The sequence below is a fragment of the Nocardia sp. NPDC051911 genome (assembly GCF_040681035.1).
In the GTDB taxonomy this organism is placed as follows: Bacteria; Actinomycetota; Actinomycetes; order Mycobacteriales; family Mycobacteriaceae; genus Nocardia; species Nocardia sichangensis.
The window spans coordinates 273331-293304 of record NZ_JBFAXY010000004.1 but is presented as its reverse complement, the minus strand read 5'-3'; the positions used below and the strand labels follow the sequence as shown (position 1 = coordinate 293304).

Sequence of the window (19974 nt, the reverse complement as noted above, 5' to 3'; positions counted from 1 at the left end):
CCGATGTGTCTGGGCATCCCGGGACAGGTGCTGGCGATCCCTGACGGCTACCACGATCAGATCGCCTTGGTCGACGTCTCCGGCGAGCAGCGGAAGGTGAACATCGGGCTGCTCGACGACGATCCGGCCCGGCCGGGTGACTGGGTGATCATCCACATGGGCTTCGCGGTGGAGAAGACCGACGCGGCGGGAGCCGAGGCGGCGCTGCAAGGGCTGCGTCTGCTGCAACGCGGGGACCAGTCATGAACACTGTGCGGCTGCGGCGGCGTCTGCTGGTGCGCGGTGTGGTCCAAGGCGTCGGATTCCGGCCGTTCGTCTACACCACCGCCGCCGAACTGGCTCTGTCCGGCAGCGTGAGCAACAACAGCAACGGCGTGATCGTCGAGATCGAGGGAGCGGCCAGAGATCTGGACGAGTTCGCCCGGCGGCTGCGCCTGCGACCGCCGCCGCTGGCGGTGATCGAGTCGGTCGAGCAGGCCGACATCCCGGCGCGCGGCGGCACCGGATTCCACATCGCGGGCACCACGCGCGAGGGCGGCGGTCGCACGCTCGCCTCACCCGATGTCGCGATTTGCGCCGATTGCGAACGCGAGTTGCGCGATCCGCGCGATCGCCGTTATCGCCATCCGTTCGTCAATTGCACCAACTGCGGTCCGCGTTTCACCATCATCGCGAGCCTGCCCTACGACCGCGAGCGCACATCGATGGCCGACTTCGCCATGTGCGAGCGGTGCGCGCGGGAATACGCCGATCCCGCCGATCGGCGCTTCCACGCGCAGCCGATCGCCTGCCCCGACTGCGGCCCCACGCTCGCCTATACGGGACCGGGAGCCGGTACGCCGCTGGCGGCCGCGCGGCAACTGCTGCGCGCGGGCGGAATCCTGGCGGTCAAAGGCATCGGCGGATACCACCTCGCCTGTGACGCCACGAACGAGGCCGCCGTCGCGGAACTGCGACGTCGCAAACGCCGTGGTGACAAACCTTTCGCCGTCATGGTGCCGGATCTGGCCACGGCACGGGCCATCGTCGCCGTCGACGACGCCGCCGAGACGCTGCTGACCAGCCCGGCTCGCCCCATCGTGTTGCTCGCTCGCCGATCCTCGCCCGAGGAGCCCCCTTCGGGGGACGGCCCGGCGGTCTCGCCATCGGTGGCGCCCGGCAATCCAGACCTGGGCGTGATGCTCGCCTACACCCCGCTGCACCTGCTGCTGTTCGGTCTGCCTGGCGACCCGCCCGGCCCGCAGGTGCTCGTGATGACCTCGGGCAATCTCGGCGGCGAGCCGATCTGCTACCAGGACGACGACGCACGCACCCGCCTGGCCGGGCTCGCCGACGGCTGGCTGTCGCACAACCGGCGCATCCTGGTGCCCTGCGACGACTCGGTGGTGCGCTCGCTCGACGGCCGCGAACTGCCGGTCCGGCGCTCGCGCGGCTACGCGCCGCTGCCGCTGTTGCTGCCGGTGCCGCTGCCGCCGACGCTCGCCGTCGGCGCGGACCTCAAGAACACCTGCGCGATGGCCGACGGCCGCTACGCCTGGTTGAGCCAGCACATCGGCGACATGGACGACCTGGCGACGCTGCGCTCCTTCGACGCCGCGCAGCGCCACCTCGGAGAACTCACCGGCGTCTGTCCCGCGCAGCTGGTCGCCGACGCGCACCCCGGCTACCGCTCCACCGCCTGGGCGCGCAGGCACGCGGGGGAGCGAGCCGTCTACACCGTCCAGCACCATCACGCGCACATCGCCGCAGTCATGGGCGAGCACGGGCTCGGCGCGACCGAGCAGGTGGTCGGCATCGCCTTCGACGGCACCGGGTACGGACCGGACGCGGCGGTGTGGGGCGGTGAGGTGCTGCTGGCGGGCTACAAGGGCTACCGGCGTCTGGCGCACCTGAAGTACGTGCCGCTCGCGGGCGGCGATCTCGCCGTGCGCAGGCCCTACCGCATGGCGCTGGCTCATCTGCGCGCGGCCGGGATCGACTGGTCCGAGGACATTCCCGCGGTCGCGGCGTGTCCGCCCGCCGAGCGTTCGGTGCTGGCCCACCAGTTCCGGACCGGACTGGGCTGCGCGCCCACGTCCAGCATGGGCCGGTTGTTCGACGCGGTCTCCTCGCTGTGCGGCGTGCGGCACGTCGTCGACTACGAAGCCCAGGCGGCGATCGAATTGGAAGGACTCTCGCGCGCGGGGGCGGAAGGCGACGCCGCCTACCGATTCCCGCTCGCGGACGGCGATCCCGCCGGGATCGATGCCGCGCCGGTGATCGCGGACGTGGTCGCCGACGTTCGCGCGGGCGCGCCCCCGCGGGTGGTGGGCGCGCGCTTCCACGCCGCCGTCGCTCGGTTGGTGCTCGACCTCGCGGCGCGTTACGCCGCCCCGGGGACGGTCGTCGCCCTGTCCGGCGGCGTGTTCCAGAACGCCCTGCTGCTCGCGCGATCGTGTGCACTGCTGCGCGACAACGGGTTCACCGTGATCACCCACCACAGACTGCCGCCCAACGACGGCGGCCTCGCGTTCGGGCAACTCCTCGCGTGCAGCGAGGGATGAGCGAAGGAGAGCAACGATGTGTCTTGCGGTACCAGGCAAAGTGCTCAGCCTGCACGAGCGGGACGGCACGCTGATGTCGGTCGTCGACTTCGGCGGCGTGCACAAGGACGTGTGCCTGCAATACATCCCGGACGCGGCGGTCGGCGATTACGTCGTGGTCCACGTCGGTTTCGCGATCCAGCGTCTGGACGAGGAGTCCGCGCTGCGGACCCTGGCCGAGTTCGAGCACCTCGGCGTACTGAACGAGGAATTCGGCGACGGTTTCGCCATCGCCGCGAAGCAGGCGGGCCTGGACAATCCCGCCGCCGAGCCGTCCCGCGAGGAACCGGAGGCGAAGTCATGAAATATCTCGACGAGTTCAGCAACCCCGAGCTGGCCCGGCACCTGCTCGATGGGATCCGCGCCGCGACCAGCCGCCGCTGGGCGATCATGGAAGTTTGTGGCGGACAGACACATTCGATCATCCGTCACGGCATAGACCAACTGCTGCCCGACCAGATCGAGATGATCCACGGCCCCGGCTGCCCGGTCTGCGTCACCCCGTTGGAGGTGATCGACAAGGCGCTGGAGATCGCCGCGCGACCGGGCGTGATCTTCTGTTCGTTCGGTGACATGCTGCGCGTGCCGGGCAGTTCCAAGGACCTGTTCCGGGTGAAGAGCGAGGGCGGTGACGTCCGTGTGGTGTACTCGCCGCTGGACGCGCTGAACCTGGCCAAGGAGAATCCCGACCGCGAGGTGGTGTTCTTCGGCATCGGATTCGAGACCACGGCTCCGGCCAACGCCATGACGGTCTACCAGGCGAAGCGGCTGGGGATCAGGAACTTCTCGCTGCTGGTTTCGCACGTGCTGGTCCCGCCCGCCATCGCCGCCATCATGGAGTCGCCGACCTGTCGGGTGCAGGGGTTCCTCGCCGCCGGGCACGTCTGCACCGTGATGGGCACCGACGAGTACCCGCCGCTGGCCGAGCAGTACCGAGTGCCGATGGTGGTCACCGGATTCGAACCGCTGGACATCCTGGAGGGTATCCGCCGCACCGTGCTGCAACTGGAGTCCGGCAGGCACGAACTGGAGAACGCCTACCCGCGCGCGGTGTCCGCTGCGGGCAATCCCGCGGCGAAAGCCATGCTGCAGGACGTCTTCGAGGTCACCGACCGGGGCTGGCGCGGCATCGGCGTCATCCCGCGCAGCGGCTGGCGGCTGTCGGAGCGCTATCGCGAGTTCGACGCCGAGCACCGCTTCGCCGTGGGCGACCTGCACACCGAAGAATCGACCATCTGCCGCTCCGGCGAGGTGCTGCAGGGGCTGATCAAACCGAACGAGTGCGCCGCTTTCGGCAAGCAGTGCACGCCGCGGAATCCGTTGGGCGCCACCATGGTGTCCTCCGAAGGCGCGTGCGCCGCGTACTACCTGTACCGGCGCTTGGATCTGCCCGCGGAGGTGGCCCATGCGTGAAAAAGGCGCCGCGCCCGTGACGATCGATGAGGGCTGGGTCTGCCCGATGCCGCTGCGGGATTCGCCGAACATCGTCATGGGCCACGGCGGCGGCGGCGCGATGTCCGGCGAGCTGATCGAGCATCTGTTCCTGCCCGCGTTCGGCTCCGCCGCGAACGCGGACCTGACCGATTCCGCGGTCGTCACGCTCGACGGCGCGCGGCTGGCCTTCTCCACCGATTCGTTCGTGGTGAAGCCGCTCGTCTTCCCGGGCGGCACCATCGGTGAGCTCGCGGTCAACGGCACGGTGAACGATCTGGCCATGTCCGGTGCGCGTCCGATGGTGCTGTCCACCGCGTTCATCCTGGAGGAGGGCACCGCGCTGGCCGACATCGCACGCATCGCGCAGGCGGTCGGGACCGCCGCGCTGGCGGCCGAAGTCCAGCTGGTCACCGGGGACACCAAGGTGGTCGACGCCGGGCACGGTGACGGGATCTACATCAACACTGCGGGCATCGGCGTGGTGCCCGCCGAGGTGGACATCCGGCCGCAACGCGCGACCCCGGGCGACGTCGTGCTGGTCAGCGGCGAGATCGGGGTGCACGGTGTCGCGGTGCTCAGTTGCCGCGAGGGTCTGGAGTTCGGTACCACCGTGCTCAGCGACACCGCGCCGCTGCACGGTCTGGTCGCGGCGATGCTGGCCACCGGCGCCGACGTGCACGTGCTGCGCGACCCCACCCGCGGCGGCGTCGCGGCCTCGCTCAACGAGATCGCCCGTGCCGCGAAAGTCGGCGTGGCCCTGGACGAGCGGCAGCTTCCCGTGCCGGACGGCGTGCGCGACGCGTGCGGGCTGCTCGGCCTGGACCCGATGTACGTGGCCAACGAGGGCAAGCTGCTGGCGTTCGTCGCGCCCGAGGACGCCGAACGCGTGCTGGCGGCGATGCGGGAGCACCCACTGGGCGCGCAGGCCGCCGTGATCGGCCGATGCGTCGCCGAACATCCCGGCATGGTGGTCGCCCGCACGGCACTCGGCGGTACGCGGGTGGTGGATCTGCCCGCGGGCGAGCAGCTGCCGCGGATCTGCTGACAGGGGACCGGTATCGGCCCGGAGCCAGAAGGCGAGGTGTGGATCATCGTTCGGATCGCCGAGACGCCTGCGGCGTCGCGTGCCCCGCTGGACGGACGGCAGCGGCGCGGCGTCGCGGGGATGGCGTCGGTCGTGGTCGTCCTGCACGTTCTCGGGTGGTCGGCGCTGCTGCTGCTCGTTGTCCCCGGTGGATACGTGGTGGACGGTGCGGTGTTCGGCGTCGGCCTCGGCGTCACCGCCTACACGCTCGGCATGCGGCACGCGTTCGACGCCGATCACATCGCCGCGATCGACAACACCACCCGCAAACTGGTCGCGGACGGGCGCAAGCCGCTGTCGGTCGGATTCTGGTTCTCCCTCGGGCACTCCACCATCGTGTTCGTCCTCGTCGCGCTGCTGGCATTCGGCGTCAAGGCGCTGGCGGGCAACCTGCGCGACGAGAACTCCGGGTTGCAACGCTGGACCGGCCTCTTCGGCACCGGCATCTCCGGCACTTTCCTGCTCGCCATCGGGGCGTTGAACCTGGTCTCGCTGATCGGCATCTGGCGGGTGTTCCGTTCGATGCGCCGTGGGAGCTACGACGAGGCCGCCTTGCGGCAGCGGCTGCACGACCGCGGCGCGTTGCAGCGGGTGACCGGGCCGCTGACCCGGGCGGTGCGCGCGCCGTGGCAGATGTACCTCGTCGGGCTGCTGTTCGGCCTCGGCTTCGACACCGTCACCGAGGTGAGCTTGCTGGTGATCGCGGGCGGCGCGGCGGCGACCGACCTGCCGTGGTACGCGATCCTCGTGCTGCCCGTGCTCTTCTCGGCGGGCATGACGCTGTTCGACGCGCTGGACGGCGCGTTCATGAACTACGCATACGGATGGGCGTTCGCCGGACCGCTGCGCACCGTCTACTACAACATCGTCGTCACCGGTCTGTCGGTGGCCGTGGCGCTGCTGATCGGCGCGCAGGAGATGATCTCCTTGCTGGCCGACGAATTCGGCATCGCCGACGGACCGCTGGCGTGGGTCGGCGGGCTGGATCTGGGCGCCATGGGCTTCGTGATTGCCGGACTGTTCCTGCTCACTTGGGCGGTCGCCGTCGGAGTGTGGCGATTCGGCCGGATCGAGCAGCGGTGGTCCCCGGGCCGGGCGGGCGGAGGGCCGTGCTGATGGCGGGCAGCGGAGCGGAGATGTTCGCCCGGTACGCCTACGCGCCCAATCGGCTGGGCTACTGCGGGCCGCCCGACGCGGCCGCCCTGCGCGACGGCTCGGACGAGCAGGTGCGGGCGGTGGCGCGCCGGTTCACCGGAGCGTGGCCCTACCTGCGCGTGATGGCGCGCATGACCGGTGTAGCGGACCCGCTTGACCGCAGGATCGTCGAGGCGTACTGGCTGGGCGGCGGCGTCGGCGCGGAACTGGATGCCCGCGAGTTCACCGCCGAACTGCTGGATCTGCTCGGCCCGGTCGCGGGCGGGTACTGGACGTACCTGACGCCACGGCTGGCCGAGGAGGCGGCCGCCAACCACTGCTTCCACGTCTTCGGTGTGTACCCCTGGTCGCGGCTGCTCGGACACGGCAACGAACATCCCCTGCACGTGCTCGACAACTGCCGGATCGGCTGGGGAACGGTGCTCGACCGCGCCGGCGGCGAGGTCGTGTTGGGCTGCCGTGCGCTGAGCTGGGACGGCGAACGTCTCGCGTTGTCGGCGGAGACGGCGCGGTCGGTGCCGATCCGGGTGGACGGGTACGCGGCGCTGCCGGATGTCGCGGTAGGGGAGCGGGTCGCGGTGCACTGGGGGCGGCTGTGCGGGCGCTTGGACGACGCCCAGGTGAGTGCTCTGGAGGTGGGCACGGTGCGTCAATTGGAGTTCACCAACCGACGACTCGCCGCACAAGGGAACCCCGCGATCAGCTGACGAGCACGTGAGTTGCCGGTCGTCCACACCCGACACCGAGGCGGGCTGCTTGCTAACAGCGCCGATATGTCGCGGCGGTTGCCGATGAGAAAGTTTCGATTCCCCGTCAATCGTGGCGAACTCGACGGTTCGCGAATTCGGCAGATCCGCGAGGCGTGTTTGGCTCACCTAGGTGCGCGTATCCTGTATATAGCTGTCGAGCCCGACCTCGGGGAGCGACACGTGTATTTCACCGATAGTCGTCCGGCGAAACTCCGAACCGTTCCCGGATGATTCATCCGGTGTGTCGGCGCGTCCTCCCGCCATCGTGCCCGACGGGCTGATCCGCATTTCGGATCTCACCCGAAGGGAGGTGAACTACAGTGTTGGATCAGATGATGGGGATGATTCGCGACATGTGGAACAACATGTTCCCGGGCATGCCGATGCCGATGCTTCCGATGATGTAGTAGCCATCCCACAAGCCGGAAAACCGCAGTTGTGCAAGCGTCCGACAATTCTGCGTCGAGGCGATGGGTGCGGCTTTTCCGAACGAGGTGTGCAATTTCCGTACGGTGGTACATCCACTTTGTGGCCTACCGTATTCGATGCGATATTCCCGTATACAGGAGAGTGGAATCCGTCGGCCATCTGCGCGGGCGGAGTCAAATGACTCGGCGGACCGTGGCCGAGCGACGGCCCCGTGGCCGGTCGGCGCATGCGAAGGCGATCGACCTCGATGGAGGTGCGCCATGACCGAGGATCCGCAGCAGGCGAAGCGGCCGGTGAGCGCCGCGCTGGCCGGCCCGTACGGGCACCCATTCCATCCGATCCTGGTCACCGTCCCGATCGGCGCATGGGTCGCCAGTCTGGTGTTCGACCTCGCGTCCCGAGTGGTGGACGATCCGGAGTTCCTGGTCAAGGGGTCGTCGTGGCTGATCGCGATCGGCGTGCTCGGCGCCTTGGCCGCCGCGACGATCGGGTTCCTCGACCTGCTCGCCATCCCAACGGGTACGCTCGCCTTCCGCACCGGCCTGCTGCACATGACCCTCAATCTGCTGGTCACCGTCGCCTACGCGGTCGGTTTCTTCTGGCGGCGGGGCGCCGACACCACACGCGCGGTTCCGGCCGGGCCGCTGGCGCTGTCGGTGGCGGCCCTGGTGGCATTGGCGATGTCGGGGTATCTCGGGGGCAAGCTCGCCTACCGGTACGGCGTACGTGTCGCCGACGAGGCAACCCAGGCGAGCGGCTTCAAGCGCTGAATCCCTTCCCAACGTCAGGAGGCACACCATGGGCATCGCCGCATTGATCTTCTGGCTGCTCACCGCGGGCGGCGGTTTCTTCCTGCTCGGCACCTGGATCGCCAAGGGCGGCACGCGTCAGCCGAATTCGACCCAGCTGCCCGCGCCGGTATTGTTCGGGCACTTCCTGCTCGCCGTGGCCGGACTGATCGTGTGGATCGTGTACCTCGTCGTCGACAACACGGCGTGGGCCTGGATCGCCTTCGTGCTGCTGATTCCGGTCGCCCTACTCGGATTCACGATGTTGGTGCGCTGGATTCCCACATATCGAGAGCGTTCCGCCGCGGGAACGGTCGAACGCCGCTCCGCCGCGGGAACGGCCGAACCGCCCGAAAAGCACTTTCCCGTTGCCGTCGTCGCCGCACACGGGGTTTTCGCCGTGACGACCGTCGTGCTGGTGTTCCTGACCGCGCTCGGCGTCGGCAGCTGACCTCTCGTCCCAGACGAGAGCCACCGGTGGGTGGCCGCGACGGCGGGAGTCCCCAGTTATTTCGCGCAGGCCGCGGGCGGCGAGGGTTGTGTACTGTCGCAGGCCGGGGCGGTGAGGTCGTAGACCGCGACGTTGCCGATGTGTACCGCGCTGTAGTGCGCCGACACCCACTCGGCGATGTCTTTGTGCCCGGCCGGCCGCCACCATCCGTTGTCCGGGGCGTCGCTCCGGCCGGCCCCTGCGGGCTGGTCGCGCACCCGCCACGAATCGGGCAGCCGCACCTCCTGCGCGAGGTAGTACGTCACCTGATGGGTGCGCACCATGGTCTGGAACTCGTCGAGGGTGGGCACCGGATCGTCGGAAGTGAAGCCGCCGATCGCGACTACCGAGGTGTGAGTGGCGAGTTCCAGCGACGCGGCGACCGAGGACCGGTCCACTGCGGCCGACCAGGGGGTGGAGGTGTCGCGCAACAGCGTGGCGAGTTGGGGTTCGACCTCACCGTCGAGGAACGCGGTCACCTCGCGGCGCATGTCGCTCGACGGATCCGCCGTCGTGGGCCGTGCCGGGCCCACAGTAGGACTGCCGCCCGTGTGCGCCTGCGGCAGAGTGGCCGCGGCGTATGCCGTCGATCCGCCGATCCCGGCGAGCACGCCCACGGCGACGAGCACCGATACGGCTCTGGCTCGCACCCGTCGCGCCCCGGCCGGGAAGGCGGCGGCGACCAGTCCCAGCGCCACCGCCAGCGAGATCGCCACGAGCGTCCAGCGCAGCGGCGGCAGCCACCCGGGATTGCGATTCAGCAGGACGAAAGCCCACAGTCCCGACGTCAGCACCAGTGCGGCGGCGCCGACACGACCGAACGCCTCCGACCGGCGCCGCCACACCTCGGCCACCCCGATGGCGAACATCCCGGCCACGGCCGGACCGATCGCCAACGTGTAGTAGGCGTGCATACCGCCGCGCATCACGGTGAACGCGACACCGTCGACGACCAGCCACAGCCCGAACGCCAGCGCGGCCGCACGAACCGGGTCCGTTCGTGGCATACCCCGACGGGAGACGAGCACCAGTGCGAAGGCGAGCAGGGCAGCCGGAAGCAGCCAGGAGATCTCGAAACCGATCTCACCGGTGAACAGGCGAGCCGGGCCTGGTCCGCTGAAGCCGCCGAACCCGCCGCCGGTGTGCCCGCCGGAGGCAGGCATCTCGTACCCCGGAGGCAGCGCGAATCTGTTGCCGCCGTGGTGGTTCTGTCCCAGGAAGCGAGCGAACCCGTTGTAGCCCAGCACCAGATCCATGAACGTGTTGTCCGTCGAGCCTGCCAGGTACGGCCGCGCCGTGGCGGGCCACAGCACCGTCAGCAGCACATACCAGCCGGACGAGACGACCAGTGCCGCCGCGGCGGCCGACAAGTGCAGCAACCGGTTCCGCACCGAGGTCGGCGCGACGATCAGATAGGTGAGCGCCAAGGCGGGCAACACCATGAGACCTTCGAGCATCTTCGCCAGGAACGCGAACCCGAGCGCGACGCCCGCCAGCATCAGCCAGCGCGCGCTCGCCTGCCGCGCCGACCGAAGCGTGCAGTACGCGCCCGCGGTCATCAGCAGCACCATCACGGCATCCGGATTGTTGAACCGGAACATCAACGCCACCACCGGCGTTGCCGCCAGCGCGGCTCCGGCGAGCAGACCGGCGGCCCGGCTGGTCGTCGCCCCGGCGACCATCGCGTACATCAATGCCACCGCGGCGACAGCCATCAGCGCCTGCGGCACCAGCATGCTCGCGCTGCCGAATCCGAACAGTTGCCCCGAAACACCCATCACCCATTGCGACACCGGCGGCTTGTCCACCGTGATGAAGTTGCCCGGGTCGAGAGAACCGAACAGCACCGCTTTCCAGTCCCGCGCACCCGACCAGGCCGCCGCGGCGTAGAAGCCGTTGCCCATGCCGTTGACCGTGATGTGCCACAAGTACGCGGCCGCGGTCCCGAGCAGCAATGCCGCCAGCCCTGCGCGCTCCCATAGCCGCGCGGGCGATAATTCCCCCGGCTCGGGACGGGTGGCAATCGGATTCGCATCGGGCAGGGCGGCCTCGGCGGGGATCGCTGTCACCGCAGGAGTCTCGCAAGCGTCCTGGTGAATCTCCTGCGCGCATCCTGGCAATCAGCTGTGAGTACCGGACGTCCACCGGCCGACGAGCATTCGGCCCGCCGACGGTGGATCGTTGCGCCGGGCCGTCAGATCTTGCGGATGACCGTGACGACCTTGCCCAGAATTTGGGCGTCGTTGCCGGGGATCGGCTCGAAGACCGGGTTGTGCGGCATCAGCCAGACGTCCTTGCCGGTGCGCTTGAAGGTCTTCACCGTGGCCTCACCGTCGATCATCGCGGCGACGATGTCGCCGTTCTCGGCGACGTTCTGCTGCCGCACGACCACCCAGTCGCCGTCGCAGATCGCCGCGTCGATCATGGATTGACCGACGACCTTCAGCAGGAACAGCGAACCGTCGCCGACCAGCTCGCGCGGCAGCGGGAAGACGTCCTCCACGGCCTGCTCGGCCAGGATCGGGCCACCGGCGGCGATGCGGCCGAGCACCGGAACGAAGGTGGGGACGGGACGGTCGACGTCGACGGTGATCTCACCGTCGTCGACCGCGGCGACCGGCAAGCTGGTCACCGACCGGACCACTTCGTCCAGGCCCCTGACGTCCACGGCGCGCGGGCGATTCGGGTCCCGCCGCAGGTAGCCCTTGCGTTCCAGGGCGCGCAGCTGATGGGCGACCGACGAGGTGGACGTGAGGCCGACGGCGTCACCGATCTCCCGGATGCTCGGCGGGTAGCCGCGCTCGCTCACCGAGGTGCGGATCACCTCGAGCACTTTGCGCTGACGCACGGTGAGATCCGCCCCGCTACCCGCCGCGTCGGCGCCGCTCTCGGTCTCGTCACCCGTGTCGTCCGTCTGCCTCACCGCAACCGCCCTTTCCTGCTGTGCCAGACCGGTCCGCGCCCGGCATGTGTCTTCTCGGCCTGTCGTGTCTTCGGTCCTTCGAATCTAGTCCGGTAGCGCCGCTGGATCAAACATCTGTTCGACGCATGTCGGGTGTTCTTGCTGACTTTGTCGTCGCGGCGTGGTAGAAATCGAACACCAGTTCTTCGAACATGTGAGCGAATGAGCGCGGAACGTGTGTTCGAACGGCTCGACCGGCAACGGAGCACCCACTACGGAGGTTTGTCCGATGAGCACTGCGATCAGCCATGTCACCCCTTCAATCGCTGCGGCGGAGGCCGAAGCCGAGCGCCGCGTCGCCGATCCGGCCCCGGCGCAGGATGATCTCGGGTACGAGACTGCTCGGCGGCTGCTGTGCGGCGGCGCGCGCCCGCGCACGCTGACGCCCGCGCATCGATCCGCGGTCGATCGGCGTCCGCCCGGCGCGCGTCCCGGTGCGGGCATGCTCGCTTATGACCGGGGCGTAAGCACTTTCGCGCGGCGTCGTCCTCGTGGCGAACATCCCATGCGCCGGGTCGAGCAGGCGCAGATCGGGTTCGCCGCCCTCGCCGTCGCCGCCCTGCTCACCGCTTCGACGGTGGTGGGCTTGATCGCTTTGTCGCATGTGCGCGCGGGTGAGTGGGGCGGTGGGTCCGGCCGGTCGGTGCCGGCCGTGGTGGATGGCCCGAGCGTGCCGATGGGCGGCAATTCGCGCTGAGCACAAGGGAAATCGGCCACCCTGGGCGGCCGGAATTGTTGATCGAAAACTAGAACGTGTTGCTACCGTGCTGAAAACGTGATCCGGGCGACGCCGCCCGAACGATGTCGGGACTTCTCAGCACATGACACTCCTTACCGCAGGGCGCTCGGTTCGCGTCTTCACCCGCGTTGCCGCCTTGTCCCTTTGTCTGGTCTTCGGGCTCGGCGCGGCAGCCATCGCCAGGGCGGAGCCCGCCTACGCGGCGTATCTCGATCTCCCGTCCGTCAATGGCGACGGTGCGGGGCCGGGTGGACTCGATCCGCTTCTCCCGCTGAGCGAATTCGACCTAGCGGAGGCGTTGCGGCAGGCACGGGCCGACGGAGTGCCGCCGCGCAGATACGCGACGCTGCTGCACCAGTACTGGCTGGTGGTCGCCACCCGCAACGCCGACATCGACCTGGCGGCCTGGGATCCCGGTCGGGGCCCGCGCGCGAACGAACGCACGTTCAATCAGGTGTACGTCAACTACCTGCGGCTGGCCACCCAGCACCCGGAGTTCTACTGGGCGGGACTCGCCGGAATCGCGGGCGGATCGTTCGCCTCCGGATTCTTCGACATGAGCGACGCGGGTTTCGTCCTGGACCTGCCCGGCATCCATCGGCTCGGCGACACGGTCGCCGATCTCCTGCGCGCCACTCCACCGGAACTGGCGGCTGCGCTGCCGGAGGACATCCGGCTGCTCGCTACCGAGGGCTCTCGGCTGACCGCGGCGGACGTCGCCTGGTACCAGACCCGCCTGATGATCATGCAGAAGCACATCTTCACGGATCTGGTGCCGATGCACGAGGCCTACGTCGCGCTCGGCATACGCGGAATCGACGAGATGTACGCGGCCGGTGTGCTGGACGACGACATCCACGCCGCTTGGCGGTCGATCGCCTCGGGCACCCGGGACGGCTACATCGACGCGCTGGTCCGGATGACCGATCGGGAGCAGAACCACGTCGTGGCCGACCAGTGGGACGAGACATCGGCGGGTCGCGCGCCGATCGGCCGCGTGCTCACCTATGTCAGCACCATCGCGGGCAAACCCGCTGTCCCGGGCGTTCGCGCGCCAGGCGTGTTCGCCCCGACGGTAGTGAGCGCCGAAGTCGGAGGCCGCGGCCTCGCGCTGCGCGTCCCGTTGCCCGGCTTCAACTGGGCCGACCGCGACACCCGATGGAACTACATCACCGGTGACCTGGTGCCCCGCCACATCGATATGGAGACCGATCCCGTGTCGGCCGGCGCCGTCCTCGGCGAGGCGTTCTGGAACAAGCTGGCGCGCGGTCGCCTGGCCGCCCGCTTACCGGAGCTGCTCGCGGACCTGACCGCGCACTGGCAGATCTCCGGCTGACCGAGCATGGTCCGATAGCCGGGGTGAGTGCGACAAACCGGAAACTCGGACGGGTATCCTCGAAGTGTTATGCAGGTATTCCGCGTGTCGCACGAGGAATTCCTGGTGCCGGGGTATAGACCTCTGTACACGGGCTCGCCGGACCGATCGCCGCGATCGGTGCCCGGTCCGGACGCGAGCACGCGCATCGACGAAGGATTTCTCGGATGCATTGCCCGTACTGCCGACACCCCGACTCCCGGGTGGTGGATTCGCGCGAGGCCGACGAAGGCGCGGCCATCCGTCGCCGTCGTGCCTGCCCGCAATGTGGGCGGCGGTTCACCACGGTGGAGACGGCCATTCTGTCGGTGGTCAAGCGTAGCGGCGTCACCGAGCCGTTCAGCCGTGAGAAGGTCATCCGGGGTGTGCGCCGGGCCTGCCAAGGCCGTGAGGTCGACGACGACGCGCTGAACCTGCTCGCTCAGCAGGTGGAAGACGCGGTGCGGGCGAAGGGTTCTCCCGAGGTGCCAAGTCACGAGGTGGGCTTGGCCATTCTCGGCCCGCTGCGGGATCTGGACGAGGTGGCCTACCTGCGCTTCGCCTCGGTCTACCGATCGTTCACCTCGGCCGACGACTTCGAACGCGAGATCAGGGAGATGCGCCGGGCGCGTGCGGAAGCGTTGTCGGCCGCCGACTGACTCAGCGCCGCACAGCGGCGATCGCCTTCTCGATTCGCTTGGCCGACACCGGAAACGGGGTGCCGAGCTTCTGCGCGAACAGGCTGACCCGGAATTCCTCGATCATCCACCAGATTTCGGTGACCGCGGGTGCATGCTTGCGGTTCTCCGGTAGCGACGCGACCAGGCGGTCGTAGGCGGCCAGCGCCCGATCGAGTTCGGCCATGCCCTGCCGATCGCGAACGGCGGAGCCGGGCAGCGCCTCCAGTCGCGTCACCGCGGCTTGGAGATAACGGGGCAGCTCACGCAGCCTCGTCGCGCCGGTCTCGGAGACGAAGCCGCGGAACACCAGGTTGTCGAGCTGATGACGGACGTCATCGGCGATGTCGCGCTCGCTCGTTCGCTCCAGCGCCGCGGAGACCTGGTGTGCGCCGGCGAGGATCGGCACGACCAGGCGCACGAAACGAGCGATGGTAGCGGTGAAATCGGGCCGAATCCGGGCGACGAGCGCGTCGAACTTCGCCGGGTCGTGCACCGGCCCGCCCGCGGCCGCGAGCAATTCGTCGGCGGCGGCCGCGCGGCAGTCCTCGAGCAGCGCCTCCAGCGAGCCGTACGGATTCTGACTCAGGGCGAGGCGGTCCGCGGGCGACAGGCCCGCGGTGGCGGAGCGGACCGACGTCGGCAGTGCGTGCAGCAGCAACTTTCTGGTGCCGAGGCGCATGGCGGCGGCCTGCTCCGCGGGGGAGCTGAGAACCCGGAGCGCCACGCCGTCCCCTTCGGCGACGAGCGCGGGATATCCGGTGACGGTCTGGCCGGCCACCTCGCGCCGCACCGTCGGCGCGATGGTGCCGAGCGATTCGGAGGTCCACACCGTGGCCGGAGGGCGTTCCGCGCCCGCGGTGGCCCGGGCGACCGAGGCGGAAACCTGTTCGGCCAGCTGCGTTTTCAGCGCGACGAGGCTCTTGCCGCGCGCGAGCGTAGCCCCGTCGCCGCCGACGGCCGCGAAGGTCATGCGCAGGTGGTCGGGCAGCGCGGCGGTGTCGAAGTCGGTGGGGGCGATCGGCACCGAACCCAGCCGGGACAGCTCGCGTGCCAGCCCCGCGCGCAGCGGCTCCGCACGCGGGGTGAGCGCCGCCAAGGCGGCGGCCGCGAAATCGGGGGCGGGAACAACGCTGCGCCGCAAGGCCTTCGGCAACGTCTTGATCAGAGCGGCGGCAAGTTCTTCGCGCATGCCCGGCACCAGCCAGTCGAAACCGACGGCGCGAACGTGGGCGAGCTGTTCCACCGGGATCCGCACGGTGACGCCGTCGTCCTCGTTGCCCGGTTCGAACTGGTAGGAGAGCGGGAAACTGAGTTCGCCCTGCCGCCAGGAGTCGGGGAACGCCGCCGGGTCCAGCGCGGCCGCGCCCTCGTTGACCACGGTGGAGGTGGAGAAGTCCAGCTGCGCCGGGTTCTCCCGGCGTGCGGCGCGCCACCAGCTGTCGAAGTGCCGCACCGAGACGATGTCGGCGGGCAGGCGCTTGTCGTAGAACTCGAACAGCACCTCGTCGTCGACCAGGATGTCGCGGCGGCGGGCGCGGTGCTCCAGGTCGGCGACATCGTCCAGCAGCGCGCGATTGCGGTGGAAGAACTCGTGCCGGGTCTGCCACTCGCCCTGCACCAGGGCATGGCGGATGAACAACTCGCGTGACAGCTCTGGGTCGATGCGGCCGTAATCCACGGGCCTGCCGGTGACCAGGGGGATGCCGTACAGCGTCACCCGTTCGTAGGCGCGCGCCGCGCCTCGCTTGGCCGACCAGTGTGGTTCGGAGTAGGTGCGCTTGACGAGGTCGCCCGCCAGCCGCTCGGCCCATTCGGGCTCGATCTTCGCGGCCATCCGCCCCCACAGCCGTGAGGTCTCGACCAGTTCGGCGGCCATCACCCAGCGGGGCGGCTTCTTGGCCAGCGACGAACCGGGGAAGATCATGAACTTGGCGTTGCGGGCGCCGAGGAACTCCCGGGTTTCCGCCTCTCGGACGCCGATGTGCGACAGCATGCCCGCCAGCAGCGCCTGATGGATGGCGGTGGCATCCCAGGGGAGTCCGTCGTCCACGACGGCCGCGGTGGCGGACCTGCCAGGCTCGGAGCCTGCGCGTCCGTCGCCGCCGCGACCCCTGCGTGACCTGTTGCCGGATTTGCGATCCGGTGCCGCCGCTTCGGCTCGGTCCGGTTTCGCACCGTCCTCCGCGTTCTCCGTGCGCGTCGACCAGCCGAGGCCCCTGGTGATCGTGCGCAGCTGCCCGTGGAGATCCTGCCACTCCCGGATCCGCAGGTAGTGCAGGAACTCCTCCCGGCACAGACGGCGGAACTGATTGGACGACAACGACTTGCGCTGTCCGCCGAGGTATTCCCACAGGCGCAGGTAGGCCAGGAAATCGGAGCCGTCGACGGTGAACCGCGCGTGCTTGGTGTCGGCGGCCTGCTGCTGATCGGCGGGCCGCTCGCGGACGTCCTGGATCGACAGCGCCGCGACGATGACCAGCACGTCGGCCAGGCACCCGGTGCGCTGCGCCTCCACCAGCATCCGCGCCATCCGGGGATCGACGGGGAGCTGGGCCATCTCGCGGCCGATCGGCGTCAGCGACAGTGCGGCGTCGTCGCCACTCGCTCTGGCCCCGCCGTCCCGCCGCGCGAGTGCGCCGAGCTCCTCGAGCAGGGCGACGCCGTCGCGGATGGCGCGGCGGTCCGGCGCCTCCACGAACGGGAAGTTCTCGATGTCACCGAGTCCGAGCGCGGTCATCTGCAGGATCACCGCGGCGAGGTTGGTGCGCAGGATCTCCGGATCGGTGAAGGTGGGCCGGGATTCGAAGTCGTCCTCCGAATACAGGCGGATGCAGATGCCGTCGGCGACGCGACCGCAACGCCCGGATCGCTGCCGCGCCGATGCCTGGGACACCGGTTCGATCGGCAGCCGTTGCACTTTGGTCCGCATGGAATAGCGCGAGATCCGCGCGGTGCCCGGGTCGACGACGTACCGGATCCCTGGCACCGTGAGCGAGGTCTCCGCGACGTTCGTCGCGAGCACCACCCGGCGCCCGGTGTGCGGGGCGAACACGCGGTGCTGCTCGGCGGTGGACAGCCGGGCGTACAGCGGAAGGATCTCGGTGCGCGGCAGCTTCAGATCGCGCAGCGCGTCCGCGGTGTCGCGGATCTCGCGTTCGCCGGACAGGAATACCAGCACGTCGCCGTCGCCCGCGGCGAACAGTTCGGTCACCGCGTCACCGATGGCGTCCACCGGGTCTCGGTCGACGATGCGGGTATCTTCGTCGTCTTCGTCCTCGGCGGCGCTCGGCAGCTCCAGCGCGAGCGGACGGTAGCGGATCTCCACCGGGTACGAGCGCCCGGAGACCTCGACGATCGGTGCCGGCGTGCCATGTTCGTCCGCGAAATGCCGGGCGAACAGCTCGGGATCGATGGTCGCCGAAGTGATGATCACCTTGAGGTCGGGCCTGCGGGGCAGCAGCTGTTTGAGGTAGCCGAGCAGGAAGTCGATGTTGAGACTGCGTTCGTGCGCCTCATCGATGATGATCGTGTCGTAGCGGCGCAGCAGCCGGTCGCGCTGGATCTCCGCGAGCAGGATGCCGTCGGTCATCAACTTGACCAGCGTGTGTTCGGAGGCGTGGTCGGTGAACCGCACCGTGTAGCCGACCACGTCGCCGAGTTCGGTACCCAGCTCCTCGGCGATGCGCTCGGCCACGGTGCGCGCGGCGAGCCTGCGGGGCTGGGTGTGCCCGATGGTGCCGCGGATGCCGCGGCCGAGTTCGAGGCAGATCTTCGGGATCTGGGTGGTCTTGCCGGAGCCGGTCTCGCCCGCGACGATGACCACTTGGTGCTCGGCGATGGCAGCGGCGATGTCCTCGCGGCGGGCGGTGACCGGTAGCTGCTCCGGGTAGCGGATCTCCGGCACCGCAGCGCGCCGCGCTGCGACGCGCAGTTCGGCCGCTGTGATCTCGGTCTCCACCTCGCCCAGGTCGCCGCCGCGCGCTTTGTCGAGCCTGCGCCGCAACCGGTGTTCGTCGCGAAGGGAAAGATTCGCCAGGCGGGTGCGAAGGTCGCGGAGATCGGTGGCGGCTGTCCTGGTCATTGCATCGACCAGCCTAGCGAAATCCGCCAGCGGATTTTTCCACCAGGCGGTGCGTCCGGTAGCCGAGAGTAAGCCGGAGGTGCGCGACCGGCGCGGTGTCTCGCCCGAATATGCGCTGTTCAGCGCCGGTGCGCGCGGTGTATGCGTCCGGTTCGCGGAGCGGTCGCGGTATTCGAAGGTATGGACCGCGGCCGGGGAACCGGTAAAGGTGGAAGACATGAACGCGCTATGGCATGGCTTCGCCGACATGGGCGCCGTCGAGCGGGACGGAGCGTTCGTGGTCGCCCGCGGGGAGGGCGCCTACGTCTTCGACCGGGCGGGCAACCGCTACCTGGACGCCACCGCGGGCCTGTGGTTCGCCAACGTGGGCCACGGGCGCGGCGAGATCGCCGACGCGGTGGCCGCGCAGCTGCGCACGATCGCGCACTACTCCAATTTCGGCGACATCACCGAGCCGGCCACCCAGGAACTCGCCGAGCGGCTCGCCGGGCTCGCGCCGGTTCCCGGCAGCAAGATCTTCTTCACCTCGGGCGGCTCCGACTCCGTCGACACCGCGACCAAGCTCGCCCGCCGCTACTGGCACGAACTAGGGCAGCCGGGCAAGACGATCATGGTCGGGCGGCGGATGGCCTATCACGGCATGCACGTGGGTGGCACCGCGCTCGGTGGCCTCCCGGGAAACCGCGAAGGCTATGGCGAGCTGATGCCCGCGGCGCGCACCGTGGAATGGGACGACGCGAAGGCACTGCTCGCCCTCATCGAGGAAGTCGGCGCCGAGCGGATCGCCGCGTTCTTCTGCGAACCCGTCATCGGCGCGGGCGGTGTGTATCCGCCACCGGCGGGTTACCTCGCCGAGGTGCGCCGGATCTGCCGCGACCACGACATCCTGTTCGTCGCCGACGAGGTGGTCACCGGTTTCGGCCGCATCGGCGGAGCGTGGTTCGCCTCGTCCCGGCTCGCGCTCGAACCCGATCTGATGACCACCGCGAAGGGGCTGACCTCCGGATATCTCCCGATGGGCGCGGTATTCGCCGCCCCGCGCGTGGCGGAGCCGTTCTTCGCGGGCGGCGTCTGGTGGCGGCACGGCTACACCTACGGCGGCCACGCGGGCGCGGCGGCCGCCGCGTTGGCGAATCTCGACATTGTCGAGCGGGAAGACCTGCTCGCGGCCGCTTTGCGCCTGGAATCCAGCCTGCACGATCAGCTGTCGGTGCTCGCCGAACACCCCAGGGTCGCCGAGGTGCGCAGCGGATTCGGCGCCGTCGCGGCCATCCAGCTCACCGATCCCGCCGAAGGGCCGCGACTGGTCAAGACGTTGCGTGCGCACGGCATCTCCGGTCGCGCCGCGGGCCAAGGGGCCATGCAGGTCTCCCCGGCCTTCGTCATGACCGACGACCAGGTCGCCGAGCTCGTCGAGGGATTCACCCGCGCGTTGAACGATGCTTGA

17 protein-coding genes are annotated in these 19974 nt (G+C 69.4%); 13 read left to right on the top strand and 4 right to left on the bottom strand.

Annotation, left to right across the window (positions count from 1 at the left end; genetic code table 11):
• The first annotated feature begins 3 nt into the window (after nt 1-3).
• The 7 genes from AB0L97_RS07455 to AB0L97_RS07425 all read left to right on the top strand — a co-directional run bounded on the left by AB0L97_RS07455 (nt 4) and on the right by AB0L97_RS07425 (nt 6962).
• Nucleotides 4-246, top strand: coding sequence for a HypC/HybG/HupF family hydrogenase formation chaperone (locus tag AB0L97_RS07455; protein WP_355070275.1), 243 nt, complete (start codon nt 4-6; stop codon nt 244-246).
• Nucleotides 243-2543 (top strand): carbamoyltransferase HypF, encoded by a 2301-nt coding sequence (hypF, locus tag AB0L97_RS07450; RefSeq protein ID WP_364426055.1) that lies wholly within the window; start codon nt 243-245, stop codon nt 2541-2543. Before AB0L97_RS07455 ends, hypF begins: the two co-directional genes overlap by 4 nt.
• A gap of 16 nt (nt 2544-2559) precedes the next feature.
• A complete protein-coding gene (locus tag AB0L97_RS07445; RefSeq protein ID WP_355070277.1) occupies nt 2560-2886 on the top strand; it encodes a HypC/HybG/HupF family hydrogenase formation chaperone in 327 nt (108 codons plus the stop codon).
• On the top strand, nt 2883-3995 hold the full coding sequence (hypD, locus tag AB0L97_RS07440; protein WP_355070278.1) for a hydrogenase formation protein HypD: 1113 nt from the start codon (nt 2883-2885) through the stop codon (nt 3993-3995). Before AB0L97_RS07445 ends, hypD begins: the two co-directional genes overlap by 4 nt.
• Nucleotides 3988-5061 carry a hydrogenase expression/formation protein HypE gene (gene hypE / locus AB0L97_RS07435; RefSeq protein ID WP_355070280.1) on the top strand — a complete coding sequence of 358 codons (1074 nt, stop codon included), beginning with the start codon at nt 3988-3990 and terminating at the stop codon, nt 5059-5061. The genes hypD and hypE overlap by 8 nt, the downstream gene beginning before the upstream one ends.
• Nucleotides 5062-5148: 87 nt before the next feature.
• Nucleotides 5149-6216, top strand: a complete 1068-nt coding sequence (locus AB0L97_RS07430; RefSeq protein WP_355071020.1) for a HoxN/HupN/NixA family nickel/cobalt transporter — start codon at nt 5149-5151, stop codon at nt 6214-6216.
• Nucleotides 6216-6962, top strand: a complete 747-nt coding sequence (locus tag AB0L97_RS07425; RefSeq protein WP_364426052.1) for a DUF6390 family protein — start codon at nt 6216-6218, stop codon at nt 6960-6962. The genes AB0L97_RS07430 and AB0L97_RS07425 overlap by 1 nt, the downstream gene beginning before the upstream one ends.
• 370 nt (nt 6963-7332) lie before the next feature.
• On the opposite strand, the gene AB0L97_RS07420 is transcribed toward AB0L97_RS07425, so the two are convergent.
• A complete protein-coding gene (locus AB0L97_RS07420) occupies nt 7333-7506 on the bottom strand; it encodes a hypothetical protein (protein ID WP_355070284.1) in 174 nt (57 codons plus the stop codon).
• 187 nt (nt 7507-7693) lie between these two features.
• Between AB0L97_RS07420 and AB0L97_RS07415 the strand changes: the two genes are divergently transcribed.
• Both AB0L97_RS07415 and AB0L97_RS07410 read left to right on the top strand, forming a co-directional pair.
• Nucleotides 7694-8203, top strand: coding sequence for a DUF2231 domain-containing protein (locus AB0L97_RS07415; RefSeq protein ID WP_364426049.1), 510 nt, complete (start codon nt 7694-7696; stop codon nt 8201-8203).
• A 28-nt stretch (nt 8204-8231) separates the two neighbouring features.
• A complete protein-coding gene (locus tag AB0L97_RS07410; protein ID WP_355070288.1) occupies nt 8232-8672 on the top strand; it encodes a hypothetical protein in 441 nt (146 codons plus the stop codon).
• A gap of 56 nt (nt 8673-8728) precedes the next feature.
• On the opposite strand, the gene AB0L97_RS07405 is transcribed toward AB0L97_RS07410, so the two are convergent.
• Nucleotides 8729-10780: a glycosyltransferase family 39 protein gene (locus AB0L97_RS07405; protein ID WP_364426047.1), complete on the bottom strand. Its 2052-nt coding sequence runs from the start codon at nt 10778-10780 to the stop codon at nt 8729-8731.
• Nucleotides 10781-10905: 125 nt separating this feature from the next.
• Complete coding sequence (gene lexA, locus AB0L97_RS07400) at nt 10906-11559, bottom strand: transcriptional repressor LexA (RefSeq protein ID WP_355071022.1); 654 nt, start codon at nt 11557-11559, stop codon at nt 10906-10908.
• Between the two features lie 343 nt (nt 11560-11902).
• Between lexA and AB0L97_RS07395 the strand changes: the two genes are divergently transcribed.
• From AB0L97_RS07395 to nrdR, 3 genes are all read left to right on the top strand, one after another.
• Nucleotides 11903-12370 carry a hypothetical protein gene (locus AB0L97_RS07395; protein WP_364426045.1) on the top strand — a complete coding sequence of 156 codons (468 nt, stop codon included), beginning with the start codon at nt 11903-11905 and terminating at the stop codon, nt 12368-12370.
• 124 nt (nt 12371-12494) lie between these two features.
• Nucleotides 12495-13748, top strand: coding sequence for a hypothetical protein (locus AB0L97_RS07390; protein WP_364426043.1), 1254 nt, complete (start codon nt 12495-12497; stop codon nt 13746-13748).
• 206 nt (nt 13749-13954) lie between these two features.
• Nucleotides 13955-14425 carry a transcriptional regulator NrdR gene (gene nrdR, locus AB0L97_RS07385; protein WP_355070293.1) on the top strand — a complete coding sequence of 157 codons (471 nt, stop codon included), beginning with the start codon at nt 13955-13957 and terminating at the stop codon, nt 14423-14425.
• 1 nt (nt 14426) lies between these two features.
• Here the strand turns inward: nrdR and hrpA are convergent, their stop codons facing one another.
• Nucleotides 14427-18527 (bottom strand): ATP-dependent RNA helicase HrpA, encoded by a 4101-nt coding sequence (gene hrpA / locus AB0L97_RS07380; protein ID WP_364426040.1) that lies wholly within the window; start codon nt 18525-18527, stop codon nt 14427-14429.
• Between the two features lie 217 nt (nt 18528-18744).
• Here hrpA and AB0L97_RS07375 point away from each other — a divergent pair, with 217 nt between their 5' ends.
• Nucleotides 18745-19974 carry an aminotransferase class III-fold pyridoxal phosphate-dependent enzyme gene (locus AB0L97_RS07375; RefSeq protein WP_355070297.1) on the top strand — a complete coding sequence of 410 codons (1230 nt, stop codon included), beginning with the start codon at nt 18745-18747 and terminating at the stop codon, nt 19972-19974.

Coding starts and splice junctions, on each gene's coding strand:
- hypD (WP_355070278.1), top strand. CDS start 2,883: ATGAAATATCTCGACGAGTTCAGCAACCCCGAGCTGGCCCGGCACCTG.
- nrdR (WP_355070293.1), top strand. CDS start 13,955: ATGCATTGCCCGTACTGCCGACACCCCGACTCCCGGGTGGTGGATTCG.
- AB0L97_RS07455 (WP_355070275.1), top strand. CDS start 4: ATGTGTCTGGGCATCCCGGGACAGGTGCTGGCGATCCCTGACGGCTAC.
- AB0L97_RS07415 (WP_364426049.1), top strand. CDS start 7,694: ATGACCGAGGATCCGCAGCAGGCGAAGCGGCCGGTGAGCGCCGCGCTG.
- hrpA (WP_364426040.1), bottom strand. CDS start 18,527: ATGACCAGGACAGCCGCCACCGATCTCCGCGACCTTCGCACCCGCCTG.
- AB0L97_RS07390 (WP_364426043.1), top strand. CDS start 12,495: ATGACACTCCTTACCGCAGGGCGCTCGGTTCGCGTCTTCACCCGCGTT.
- AB0L97_RS07395 (WP_364426045.1), top strand. CDS start 11,903: ATGAGCACTGCGATCAGCCATGTCACCCCTTCAATCGCTGCGGCGGAG.
- hypF (WP_364426055.1), top strand. CDS start 243: ATGAACACTGTGCGGCTGCGGCGGCGTCTGCTGGTGCGCGGTGTGGTC.
- hypE (WP_355070280.1), top strand. CDS start 3,988: ATGCGTGAAAAAGGCGCCGCGCCCGTGACGATCGATGAGGGCTGGGTC.
- AB0L97_RS07375 (WP_355070297.1), top strand. CDS start 18,745: ATGAACGCGCTATGGCATGGCTTCGCCGACATGGGCGCCGTCGAGCGG.
- AB0L97_RS07425 (WP_364426052.1), top strand. CDS start 6,216: ATGGCGGGCAGCGGAGCGGAGATGTTCGCCCGGTACGCCTACGCGCCC.
- AB0L97_RS07445 (WP_355070277.1), top strand. CDS start 2,560: ATGTGTCTTGCGGTACCAGGCAAAGTGCTCAGCCTGCACGAGCGGGAC.
- AB0L97_RS07410 (WP_355070288.1), top strand. CDS start 8,232: ATGGGCATCGCCGCATTGATCTTCTGGCTGCTCACCGCGGGCGGCGGT.